Raw genomic sequence first — 12,036 nt, forward strand, 5'->3', positions numbered from 1 at the left:
GCGGCGGAGCTATCGCCTGACCGGCCGCACCATCGTTCCATCCGGCCGCGAAACCAGGGATTCTCCGTTCTCCGCTTTCTCAGCATACCGTCGGGCGATCACCGCGCAGGCGATCAGCTGGATTTGGTGAAAGATCATCAGCGGCAGAATGACCGCGCCGACTTGCGCTGGCGGAAACAACAGGCCGGCGATGGGCACGCCAGTCGCGAGGCTCTTCTTCGAGCCGCAGAATAGCAGCACGATCGAATCCTCACGATTGAAGCCCAAAAGGCGTCCCGTTGCGCGGGTCAGCAGCAGGATCGCGGCGAGAAGCGCGCAGCACACGGCGAGCAACAGGATCAGGCTCTCACCGGAGAGTCGCTGCCAGAGCCCGCCCACGACGGCTGCACTGAAGGCGGTATAGACCACCAGCAGGATCGAGCCACGGTCCACTATCGAAACCAGTTTCTTGTGGCGCGAGACAAAGCTGCCCAGCCATGGCCGAAGGGCGTGACCAAGCAGGAACGGAAGCAGCAATTCCAGCGCGATCGCCTGCACCGAATCAATCGAAATGCTGGCAGATGCCCCGGGCCTCGACATGACAATCGCTACCAGCGCGGGAGTCACGATGATGCCGAGTAGATTGGAAAAGGACGCGCTGCAAACCGCAGCTGCGACGTTGCCCCGCGCAATCGCGGTGAATGCGATTGACGATTGGACCGTGGAGGGCAGCAAGGTCAGGAACAGCAGACCCGCCGCCATCGGCCCCTCGAGGATCGGTAGCGACACGAATGCAAGGCCCAGCAAGGGGAACAGAACGAATGTCGTCGCCAGCACCGCGAGGTGAAGGCGCCAGTTTCGGGCGCCGCCGAGTATCGCCTCTCGCGAAAGCTTCGCGCCGTGCAGGAAGAACAGCAGCACGATACCGGCCGTTGTCAGCGATTCGAAAACGGGAGCAGCCATGCCGCGGGCGGGCAGAAATGACGCAAGCAACATCGTTCCGACCAGCGCGAGAACGAACGGTTCGAAGACGGCGATGAGGGCACGAAGCATCAGGAAACTCTGAACGTTACACCAGAGTGCCCGCTCCTAGGACCAAAGTGCAGGACTCCCAAGAAAGTCACGCCGCCACCGCGGCATGCGGGCCCGGCATGTCCGGCGAGCGGCCGCCGGGAGGATAGCCGCCAGCACACTCCGGCCTTCCGCCGGAGCAGAACGGCCGCCGATGCGCCCCCTTTGGCCTCCACGGATACGAATTTGGCCGCAGGAAACCAAAAGCGCTGATACGAGTGTTGTTACGCAGCCACTTCATTCGAAGGCGCGCACCCGACGCGCCGGCCGCAGGAACGAATAGGATTACGCGATGGAAAGTCTGCTTGCGCTTTTTTCCGACCCCACCGCCTGGGCCGCGCTCGTCGCGCTCGTGGTGATGGAGGTCGTGCTCGGCATCGACAATCTCATCTTCATCTCGATCCTGTCGAACAAACTGCCCGAGGAGCAGCGTGCGCGAGCAAGGCGCCTGGGCATCGGCCTGGCATTGGGCATGCGTCTCATTCTCTTGTCGATGATCGCGTGGCTGGTTGGCCTGACCGCGGTGGTTTTCGACCTGGGGCTGCGCGGCCCGCTGAACGACTATGGTCAGCCAGCGTTCGAAACCGCCTTCTCGTGGCGTGACCTGATCCTGATCGCTGGCGGTCTGTTCCTGATCTGGAAGGCAACCAAGGAAATCCACCACAACGTGGATTCGACGCCCAGCGACGACCTTCTCGACAAGAAGCAGGTGGCCGCCATCACGTTCGGGTCCGCGCTCGTCCAGATCGTTCTGCTCGACATGGTCTTCTCGATCGATTCGATCCTGACTGCGGTTGGCATGACCGACAACCTCGCGGTGATGGTGATCGCCGTGCTGACTGCGGTCGGCGCCATGGTCCTCGCCGCGGATCCGCTCGCCAACTTCATCTCGCGAAATCCGACGGTGGTGATGCTGGCGCTTGGGTTCCTGCTCATGATCGGTGCCGTTCTGATTGCAGACGGCTTCGGCGTGCACGTACCCAAGGGCTATATCTACGCGGCCATGGGGTTCTCCGTGCTGGTGGAAGCGCTCAACATCCTTGCGCGCCGCGCCCAGCAGCGAAAGTCAAACAACCCCTGATCTACGCCGGCCTTACGGAGCACACTTCGTAGAGTGGGCGTGAAGTCCTGATGCGGCTGGCGGAGCCCAGAGCGTCCTGGCGAGTTTCCCGGAGCGGAGGTTCGCATGGCAGGCCGGTCTTGGTTCCGCTGGGGCATCGTACTGGGCTTCGCGATCGGCGGGTTCTTCGACGGCATCCTCCTCCACCAGATATTGCAATGGCACCATCTCCTAAGCCTTGTTCCGGGCGTCAGCAGCATCCGGGCTCAGGTGCTCTGGGACGGCTATTTCCACGCGTTGATGTACGTGATCGCCGGGGCGAGCCTTTGGGGCCTCTGGCGGGCCAATCGCGCTGCTGAACAGCGCTCGGGCAGGCTGCTCGCTGGCGCCCTGCTCATTGGCTTTGGCCTCTGGCACGTCGCCGACGCACTACTCTCCCACTGGCTGCTCGGCATTCACCGTATCCGGCTCGACAGCCCCAATCCGTTGCTGTGGGACTTGGCGTGGTTGGGAGGGTTCGGCGTGTTGCCGCTTTTGCTCGGCCTGGTCATCGCCCGCCGGCGTCCACGTATCGACGGCCCACGCGGCCCATCCGTGGCCCTGCTGATGGTCAGCCTACTTACCGGCAGCGCCGCCGCCTGGTCGCTCAAGCCGCCAGCCGATCAGCGGTTCACGACCATCGTCTTCGCACCCTGGACCACGCCGGCCGCCGGCCTTGATGCCGTGCTGGCAAGTGGCGGGCGATTGTTGTGGACTGATCGTCGTGCAGCAGTGATGGTCGTCGAGGTACCGCCCGAGAGCCGTTGGAGCTTCTACCGGCGCGGGGCTCTCCTCGTCAGTGGCGCCGGACTTCCGAACGGCTGTTTCAGCTGGGCAAGGAACTGAAGATCGCCTTCTCTCGGCACGGCTCACCTGTTCGATCTACCGATCGCTTCACTGTTCCTGTCATGAAGCCTGCCGGCGACCTGTGCGTTGACGTGATACACGCAACGGAGACCGTCATGGCAGATCACAAGCCCGAAGAGCCCAAGCCCAGCGATTTCAAGGAAGCTGCACAGCGCAGTCAGAACGCCGGGATCGCCGACGAAAGCGCCGCTTATCAGAACGCGGCGAAAGGCCAGACTGATCAGTCCGAAGGAAGCGAAGGCGAGAGCGAAGCGCACCCAAGCTAGCGATCAGATATCAGGCTGCGCCCGGGTGGCGCAGCCTTCCGGTCCTTGCGCGACAGCTTGTCGCGGTTGGCGTGACCGCACAGATCGCTTCATCAGTTCCACGCGTCATGGGGCATAGTCGGCGACCTCGCCGGTGACTGCGATCAGACCGGGTCCATGAAGCGAAGGATGGCGGATTGGCTTCCGCTCGCCATCATCGTCCCGTCTTCGGCAAACATGTGGATCGCGCCGTGGCCGAAGCCGCGGTCCGCAGCGCTGATCTTCACGTCGCACAGGACCCAGTCGGTCGGGACGATCCGAGCGATACGCAGGGTATTGTCGAGACTGTTCCCGCCGCCGCGCCGGCCGAACGCCGATGCGAGCCCCGACGGCACAAAATCCGCAAAAATCGCTAGCAGGCTGGCGTCGATCGGGGCGCCGTCCTTGGCACGGATCCAGACCACCATGCGGCCATCGGGTGAAGGCGTGCCATCCAGCGGCACCGCGCCATAGCGCCCCGGCGCCAGGCGAACGTCGAGGCGGTCCATCAACGCTGCGTCCTGCACCGGCCAAAGTTGCCGCGGCTTGCATTCCGCCGCTGGCGGCATCTCGGGCGGCGTCACCCACTGGCCAGACGGAAGGCCTTCCCGATCGCCAAGCGCGGCATTTACGGTCAGCACCAACTTGCCCGCGTCAGTTCCGAGAACTCGAACCTGGCTGATGTTCCGCCCGCCGGAAAGCACCTCGACGCTAAGATCAAGCGTGTCGCCAACGCGGGCATAAGAGACGAACTGCGCACTCGACCAGATGACGCTGCGCCCGGTCGCCCGCTCTGCCGCTATCGTTGCGGCACCCAGACCCACGCCGCCAAACATGAAGACGTTTCCCGGAGGGCCGACGCACACTTGATCCGTCACCTCGAGACGGAAGACGGCGGGATCTGGCGTTGGCTGAACATCAAGGAACGGCTGGGTCATGACGCTGCGTTCACAGTTTAGGCAGCTCATGTCTAGCTGGCTGAACTGTCGGTATGCATTGGTGTGCCGCTTCGGCGCCCGCCTCAGCGTTGCACCGACTAGTGTTTGACAGGCGCTCGCCGTCCGCACATCATCATCCCATGCAACTTTGCGTGCGCCATCTCCGACGCCGCGTCCATGCGGGACAGCTTCTCGCGGGCAACTAGCCCCGGGCTCTGAACGGGTGCGCCCCGAAGAGTTCGGGGGCGACTTCCATCATCGCATCATAGCAGGCGCTGCGCACGAGTGCGGCCGCCATGGAGATAACAGCGTGAGCATTACCCATTCGGCCGCAACCCGGCCGCAGATCCACATGATTGAAGCGGAAGCGGACAAGCTTTCGGACCTGGCGTTGAGCATACAGGATCGATCGCCGCAGGTGAGCGAACTGCTGCTGCGCGAAACCACCCGGGCGAAGCTTCATGCTGCGTCCCGCATTCCGAAGGACGTCGTTACCATGGGCTCGCACGTCGAGTTCATCGACGAAGGCACCGGATCGCGGCGCAGCGTGCAACTGGTGTATCCACCGGAAGCCGACATTTCCGCCGGTCGCATATCGATCCTGACCCCGGTCGGGGCCGGCCTGATCGGGCTTCGAGAGGGGCAATCGATCATATGGCCCGATCGGGATGGCCATGAGCGTCGGCTGACGATTGTGAAGGTCAATCAGCAGGCAGAGTGCGCCGCCTGATCACATCCACAAAAGAACGATGAGGCACCGAGCACCGCCGACCGACGTCGGCGGCAGCCGTGCCTTCATCCTTGACCCTCGGCAGGTTGGTCCAGCACCTCGCGCACCTTCACCGCCAGTTGAGCCATCGTGAACGGCTTGGCTACCAGGTGCACGCCGCGGTTCAGTCGCCCGTCGTGAACGATCGCGTTTGGCGTGTAGCCGGTGGTGAACAGCACCCGAAGGTGCGGAAACTGACGTCGCGCGCGCTCTGCCAGTTCGCGGCCATTCATGCCGGGCATCACCACGTCGGTGAACAGCAGGGTCACCCCGCTATGTCGCTCCAGCATCTCAAGGGCTTCAAGGCCACTGGATGCGTGGATCACGGTGTAGCCCAGATCCCGTAGCGCCGCGACGGTGGTCAAGCGCACTCCCTCCTCGTCCTCCACGACAAGGACCAGTTCGTCGCCGCGCCCTTGCGGCAACTCCGCTTGCAGCGGGCGGGAAGTCGGATCGTCGAGGGCGCCATGCGCACGCGGAAGGTAGATCTTCACCGTGGTGCCCTTCCCCACATCTGACGTGATCTTCAGGTGCCCGGCCGATTGCTTGACGAAGCCGAAGACCTGACTGAGGCCGAGCCCCGTTCCCTTTCCCATCTCCTTGGTGGTGAAGAAAGGATCCAGTGCACGGTCGAGCACCTCACGGGCCATTCCAAGGCCGGTGTCCGTGACCGCGATCAGCACGAATTGACCGGCCTGAACCCCTTCATGGTGGGAGACGTAAGACTCATCGAGATCGCAATTGTGCGTTTCGATGATAAGCCGGCCGCCGTCCGGCATGGCATCCCGGCCGTTGATGGCGAGGTTCAGCACCGCGTTTTCGAGCTGGCCCGGGTCGGCTTCGACCCGCCAGACTCCAGGAGCAAGCACCGTCTCCAGGCTGACCATTTCGCCCAGGGTGCGACGGAGCAGCTCGGACATGTCGCTGACCAGGCGGTTAGGATCGAGTACCCGCGGCTGGAGCGGCTGCTGCCGGCCGAACGCAAGCAGACGGCGGGTGAGCTCGGCGGCGCGGTTCGCCGCATCCTTGGCCGCGCCGATGGCGCGCTCGACCTTGTCGGGCTGGTCGAAGCGGCGAGCGGCGAGGTCGAGGTTACCAAGGATGACCGCGAGCATGTTGTTGAAATCGTGCGCGATGCCCCCAGTCAGCTGGCCGAGCGCCTCGATCTTCTGCATTTGCCGGATCTGCGCCTCCGCCTCGGCATTCGCACGCGACGCTTCGATCAATGCCTCATTGGCTTGCCGAAGCTCGTGCGTGGCCCGGCGTACTTCTGCCTCCGTTCGCGCAACCGAGCGCGCCTGCTGCATGGCCAGAACCGCCAGCAGCAAACTGGTCAGGGCCCCGCCTGCCAGAACCAGCCATATGGAAGTGACCGGCGCACTTTCGTAGAATTTCGGTGCCGCCGCTATACCCACCGTCCAAGTGCGGCCGGCAAACTCGAGGGTGCGAGTCACGGCGATCCGCGGGTCGGCCGGAAAGTTTGCGGCGCGGTAAAGCAGATTGCCGGGCACTGGCTTGCCGTCGAAGATCTCGACGGCAGCGCCCGCTAAGTTTGGCTTCGCCAATGCTGCTGCAAACAGCTCTCGCGCGCGCAGCGGGCTGTACGACCAGCCTTCCCACTTATACCCCGCGGAACCAACTGGTGCCCCGGTCACTCGCCCGACCGGCACATAGAGCAAGAGGCCGGCGGCGTCGCTCCGGCTGCTGTCCTGAACCAGCGTCACCTTGCCGGACAGCGTCGCCTCGCCAGTCTCTGCCGCTCGTTCCATTGCAGCGCGCCGGCCGGGTGTGCTCTGCATGTCATAGCCAAGCGCGTGCTGGTTCACCGGCGTTGCCGGATCCAGATAAAGGATGACCGAGCGGGGCAAACCCTTGCTCATCGGCCAAGGGGCGAACTCCGCCAGACCATCCGCGCGAGCTGCGCGTGTTGCGCGATCAAGGTCAGCCTTGCTGCGCACGCGCATCGCATATCCGACGCCCAGCACGCCCGGGTGGTTCTGGGGCAGCTTCAGTCGAGACACATAAGCGGAAAATTCAGCGCGGCTTACCTCGCCCGATCCCTGAAACAGCGCTGCCGCCCCACGAAGCAGCAACCGCTGCTCGCTCAGCCGAGTCTCGATCGCATTCACGGCTGCATCGGCCAGGGACGCAAACCGCGCTTGCTGCCGCTCTTCCTCCGCGCGCCACACAAGCAACCCCGCAATCAACGTGGCGAGCAGGCCGATGATCATCACGATGATCGGCGAACGCAGTTGACGAAGGCTGGCCATCCTACGGCGATAGCGAGGCACATTGGGGTGTCAACGCAGCCCCGATCAACACAGTCAACGACGACGATCGCTTCTGTTAACATAGCGCAAGAACAGCAGAATGGAGGATGTCGGTATGAGGGCTGCACGTTTCATCGAGGCCGGGCGCGGTGCCGAAATCGTCGACGTTCCGACCCCTTCCCCGCGCGCCGGCGAAGTGCTGATCCGCGTGGCCGGCGCGGGGGCGTGCCATTCCGATCTTCACGTGCTGGATCATGGCCTCGGCATCCCGGGGCCTTTCACCCTCGGCCATGAAAATACGGGCTGGATCGCCGCGCTTGGCGAGGGCGTGACCGGATGGCAGGAGGGCGATGCGGTTGCCGTCTACGGGCCTTGGGGCTGCGGTTCTTGCCGCACCTGCCAGACCTCCGCGGAAAATTACTGCGAGCGACATGCAAGCATTCCCACCTATGGCGGCGGCCTGGGCTCGGACGGAGGCATGGCCGAATATATGATTGTGCCATCGCCGCGCCTTCTCGTGCCGCTGGGCGGCCTCGATCCGATCAAGGCGGCACCATTGAGCGATGCTGCGCTCACCCCCTATCACGCGATCAAGGCTGCTCTGCCGCTGCTTTCCCCCGACGCGACCGTGTTGGTGGTCGGCGTCGGCGGGCTGGGCCATATGGCGGTTCAGATCCTCCGCGCGCTCACCCCCACCCGACTGATCGCGGCAGACATCGATGACACGAAGTTGGCGCATGCCCGACAGCTTGGGGCGAACGTCACCATCAACACGCGCGACGGGCGGGCTGCCGAGGAGATCAGGGATCTTGTCGGACAAAGGGGCATCACCGTTGCGCTCGATTTTGTGGGCGCGCAAAGCACGATTGATCTCGCCGCACAGGTCGTCGGACGGAACAGCCATATCTCCATTGTCGGACTTGGCGGCGGAACCCTGCACTATGCCGCCAATAACCCGCCCTATGGCACGCAGGTTACCATCCCTTATTGGGGGTCAAGAACCGAACTGATGGAGGTGATCGCGCTTGCTCAGGCTGGGCATATCGCCGCTGCCGTGCAGACATTCCCGCTGGAAGAAGTGAACGAAGTGTACCAGCGCTTGCGGGAAGGGCGCATCCAAGGCCGCGCGGTCGTAATGCCCTGACGCTCCTTCCACCCCGGTTCAGCAGACCGGATAACGGCGGGGCGATGCCGCTTTTCACGCGTTTCAGTGCGGCCGGACGGCAGCCACAAACAGGCGCGGTTACTTCTGGTTGAAAGGCGCGATGAGGACGGATTGCTCGACCCTGTTTCGCCCCCCTGCCTTCGCCTTGTAAAGCGCGTGGTCAGCCGCCTGCACCAGGCTTTCAGGCATGCGGAAGGACCCTCCCGCCCGCGCGATCGCCGTTGCCACACCGACGCTCACCGTCACGCGTCCGCGGGTGGAGTTCCCCTCATGCGGCACATTGAGCGTTGCGACAGCAGAGCGAACCTCCTCTGCCAGCTCAAGAGCTGCAAATGGGCCAGTCTCACTCAAGACGAGGGCGAACTCCTCACCGCCATAGCGGCACGCCAGATCACCGGGACGACGCGCAAACCTGCCAACGGCCGCCGCAACGGCCCGCAAGCAATCGTCGCCAGCCTGATGGCCATAGGAGTCATTGAAGCGTTTGAAATGATCGACATCGATCAGGATCAGCGCCATCTCGCTGCCAACCCGTAGCGTTTGTTGCCACGACCGTTCGAGCATCCGGTCAAACGAGCGCCGATTGGCGAGGCCGGTGAGGCCATCCTTGTGAGCGAGTGCCTCAAGCTCCTCTTCCAGCCGTTTGCGGTCTGAAATGTCCCGAATCACCAATATCGTGTGCAGGATTTTGCCGTTCGCCGCGCGTTCCGATCGCGCACTTGTCTCCGACCATTTGAGCGAGCCGTCGCCACACACAACGCGAAGCTGATGCCTGACGGGACCGAGCTCCTCACCGGACACCCGGCGGGCAAGCACCTCCTCCAGGATCGGAAGATCGGGCTCATAGATCAATTCGAAACCGGTGGACCCGATCATGGCGTCCGGAGACCATCCGAAAACCGCCTTTGCCGATGGCGAGACATAGGTGAACCGTCCGTCCGAAACGTGACAGATCACATCGCCGCTCTGCTCGACGATCGACCGGAAGATCATGTCCTCGTCCGGCCTCTTTGCAGGCCCGAACCTCAACAGCCGGCCGATAGCCTTGAACAGGGACATTGTACGGTACGCCTCAAAGACTCCACTCACGTCCGACTTTAGCCGTTGTCGGACGGCTCCCAAGCATAATCTCGATTGGTCGTGCACCCCGTGAGGGCCAAAGCATGCGATCATGCGCCAGCCGTAAGCCGGCATAGCGCGATCCGAGCGCACACGGCGCCCGCATGCGCACGTCAAAGGATTTGACAGCCGCGCCATTCCCCGACTTACCGACGTGGCGGATCCGGTCCCACCACCTGGACCGCGCAAGAGGGGCTGTGTGTTGCTTTGTCGTCGATCGATACATCGCAGCGGGTCACAGCGGACCACGCCCGCTTAAACGTCTTTGTTATGGGAGGAGGTCGCGCCGAACGGCTCAGCGCGACCGAACGGGGAGAATGAAGTGAGCTGGAATTCCCGCAAATCGGCTGTCTCACATGAGGATGTGAAGCCGGAACATCGCCTGACGCAAAGCCTCTCCTGGCCGCATCTGATCGCGCTGGGCGTCGGTGCGATTGTTGGCACCGGCATCCTTACCCTCATCGGCGTTGGCGCTGATAAGGCCGGCCCCAGCGTCATCCTGTCATTCGTGATTGCGGGGCTGATCTGCGCCTGCGCCGCCCTTGCTTATGCCGAAATGGCAACGATGATCCCCGCTTCGGGCAGTGCCTACACCTATTCCTATGTGGTCATCGGCGAACTCTTCGCCTGGGTGGTCGGGTGGAGCCTCATTCTTGAATATTCCCTGGTCGTGAGCGCCGTTGCCGTCGGCTGGTCCGGCTATGCCGCCCCGCTGCTTCACGATGCCTTCGGCGTACCGATGGCGTTGATGCAGGGGCCTGAAATCGGCGGGATCGTGAACATTCCCGCGATCGTGATCATCTTTGTCGTCGCGGGCCTGTTGATCCTCGGCACACGCGAAAGTGCGACGCTGAACGCCGTGCTGGTTCTCGTGAAGCTCGCCGCTCTGGTGGTGTTCGTCGCTGTGACGCTTCCTGCCTTCAACAGCACGAACTTCGATCCGTTCATGCCGTTTGGCTTCGGCAAGACGGTCTCTGCCGATGGCGTGGAGCGCGGGGTGATGGCCGCTGCCGCCATCATCTTCTTTGCCTTCTATGGCTTCGACGCCATCGCCACCGCGGCCGAAGAAACCAAGAATCCGAGCCGGGACCTGTCCATCGGCATCGTCGGCTCCATGGTGATCTGCGTGCTGATCTACATGGCGGTTGCGGCCGCCGCCATCGGTGCTCTCGCCTATACGTCCTTCGCCAACAGCCCTGAGCCGCTGGCCTTGATCCTTCGTGACCTGCAGCATCCCTTTGCTGCGCGCTACCTCGCCATCTCGGCGGTGATCGCCCTTCCCACCGTGATCCTGGCCTTCTTCTACGGGCAGAGCCGGATCTTCTTCGTGATGGCCCGGGACGGTCTCCTGCCGCGCAGCCTTGCCCAGGTGTCGGACCGCGGCTCTCCCACGCGCGTGACGCTGTTCACGGCAGCCATCGTCGCCGTCCTGGCAGGCCTCATCCCGCTGAATGAGCTCGCCGCCCTCGCCAACGCAGGCACCCTGGTGGCGTTCGGCGCAGTGGCTTTCTGCATGCTCGTCATGCGCCGGCGGGCACCAGACGCCGAACGCAAGTTCCGCGTGCCTGCCGCTGCGTTGGTCGGATCCATCGCCATTTTTGGCTGCGCCTATCTGTTCTATAGCTTGCCACGCACCACGCAGATCTACTTCGCGGTCGCGCAGATCGTAGGGCTCGGTATCTATTTCGCTTTCGGCCGCCGCGGCAGCCTTGCCGGCGCCCGGGGCTAAGCTCGAGGGGATCCTGTTTCGTTCAATTATCGGGGCACTGCCATCAACGGCGTGCCTCGATACTTCACCAACAGCCTTTCCTATCTGTGGCAGCTTTCCGAAACGGTGGGACAGCACACCCCGGCGCTAGGCCGTGATAAGGCGATCCGGGGCATTGCGCTGAGCCACGTTCTCTGCGGCACACGTTGGCGACGATGCGAAGAGTTGCGGAACCGTGGGCCCGCAAAGCACCTTCGAACGGGTAGGCCTACTAACCGCGCGCTCTCCCGGAAACGTCCCTGAGAACGGCGCAGTGGCGTACGAACAGCTGCCTTCCGCCAAGCGCTCGGCATCTTTAAAGCCCCAGCTATCGCTTCCAGGCTGCTGGGAAGCCAGCCGCCTGTTCGTAGAACGCCGATGCGCACTGCGATGTCCCGGCGCTGAGTCGCCACCAAGATCAGGTGCGAGCGGAGGATTGGGCGTGAGAGATTGGTGAGCTTTCAGAGCTAACCGTGGTTCCGCGGGCTGATTAGAGGCAGGTATCGGGTGGCATCCTTGGGCGCGCCGATGCTCATGACCCGACCACCACACCTCCTCTTGGGTGTGAGGAGCTACAAGACGCGCCTCATGAATAAGCGCGCGGCTTGATTTTGCTGGTGACGTCGGCGGTACGAACGCGCGCATTGGGGAGAGTGCGTCGGGGACCGCAGTCGGCGCTCCTCCCGTGAACAGAAGTGAACAGCGGGTGGGCCGCGCGTTCAAGGCGC

10 protein-coding genes are annotated in these 12,036 nt (G+C 63.4%); 6 read left to right on the top strand and 4 right to left on the bottom strand.

Annotation, left to right across the window (positions count from 1 at the left end; genetic code table 11):
* Window positions 1-9 precede the first annotated feature (9 nt).
* Entirely contained in the window at window positions 10-1,032 is a 1,023-nt protein-coding gene (locus LQ954_RS13775; RefSeq protein ID WP_231023625.1) for a bile acid:sodium symporter family protein, read from the bottom strand.
* 310 nt (window positions 1,033-1,342) lie between these two features.
* On the opposite strand from LQ954_RS13775, the gene LQ954_RS13780 reads away from it, so the two are divergent.
* From LQ954_RS13780 to LQ954_RS13790, 3 genes are all read left to right on the top strand, one after another.
* Window positions 1,343-2,131 carry a TerC family protein gene (locus tag LQ954_RS13780; protein WP_231023626.1) on the top strand — a complete coding sequence of 263 codons (789 nt, stop codon included), beginning with the start codon at window positions 1,343-1,345 and terminating at the stop codon, window positions 2,129-2,131.
* A 105-nt stretch (window positions 2,132-2,236) separates the two neighbouring features.
* The gene (locus LQ954_RS13785) at window positions 2,237-2,995 is read left to right on the top strand and encodes a DUF2243 domain-containing protein (protein WP_231023627.1); all 759 of its coding nucleotides are present in this window, start codon (window positions 2,237-2,239) and stop codon (window positions 2,993-2,995) included.
* A gap of 116 nt (window positions 2,996-3,111) precedes the next feature.
* On the top strand, window positions 3,112-3,282 hold the full coding sequence (locus LQ954_RS13790; RefSeq protein WP_231023628.1) for a hypothetical protein: 171 nt from the start codon (window positions 3,112-3,114) through the stop codon (window positions 3,280-3,282).
* A 143-nt stretch (window positions 3,283-3,425) separates the two neighbouring features.
* Here the strand turns inward: LQ954_RS13790 and LQ954_RS13795 are convergent, their stop codons facing one another.
* Window positions 3,426-4,238, bottom strand: a complete 813-nt coding sequence (locus LQ954_RS13795; protein ID WP_231023629.1) for an acyl-CoA thioesterase — start codon at window positions 4,236-4,238, stop codon at window positions 3,426-3,428.
* Window positions 4,239-4,548: 310 nt separating this feature from the next.
* On the opposite strand from LQ954_RS13795, the gene rnk reads away from it, so the two are divergent.
* Complete coding sequence (rnk, locus tag LQ954_RS13800) at window positions 4,549-4,968, top strand: nucleoside diphosphate kinase regulator (RefSeq protein ID WP_227772724.1); 420 nt, start codon at window positions 4,549-4,551, stop codon at window positions 4,966-4,968.
* A 65-nt stretch (window positions 4,969-5,033) separates the two neighbouring features.
* Here the strand turns inward: rnk and LQ954_RS13805 are convergent, their stop codons facing one another.
* Window positions 5,034-7,277 carry a CHASE domain-containing protein gene (locus LQ954_RS13805; RefSeq protein WP_231023630.1) on the bottom strand — a complete coding sequence of 748 codons (2,244 nt, stop codon included), beginning with the start codon at window positions 7,275-7,277 and terminating at the stop codon, window positions 5,034-5,036.
* A gap of 115 nt (window positions 7,278-7,392) precedes the next feature.
* Here LQ954_RS13805 and LQ954_RS13810 point away from each other — a divergent pair, with 115 nt between their 5' ends.
* Window positions 7,393-8,421: an NAD(P)-dependent alcohol dehydrogenase gene (locus tag LQ954_RS13810; RefSeq protein ID WP_231023631.1), complete on the top strand. Its 1,029-nt coding sequence runs from the start codon at window positions 7,393-7,395 to the stop codon at window positions 8,419-8,421.
* 99 nt (window positions 8,422-8,520) lie between these two features.
* Here the strand turns inward: LQ954_RS13810 and LQ954_RS13815 are convergent, their stop codons facing one another.
* On the bottom strand, window positions 8,521-9,501 hold the full coding sequence (locus tag LQ954_RS13815; protein ID WP_231023632.1) for a sensor domain-containing diguanylate cyclase: 981 nt from the start codon (window positions 9,499-9,501) through the stop codon (window positions 8,521-8,523).
* A gap of 382 nt (window positions 9,502-9,883) precedes the next feature.
* On the opposite strand from LQ954_RS13815, the gene LQ954_RS13820 reads away from it, so the two are divergent.
* On the top strand, window positions 9,884-11,290 hold the full coding sequence (locus LQ954_RS13820) for an amino acid permease (protein ID WP_227772728.1): 1,407 nt from the start codon (window positions 9,884-9,886) through the stop codon (window positions 11,288-11,290).
* The last annotated feature ends 746 nt before the right edge of the window (window positions 11,291-12,036 follow it).

The sequence above is a fragment of the Sphingomonas sp. IC-11 genome, from assembly GCF_021043365.1.
Taxonomy (GTDB): Bacteria; Pseudomonadota; Alphaproteobacteria; order Sphingomonadales; family Sphingomonadaceae; genus Sphingomonas.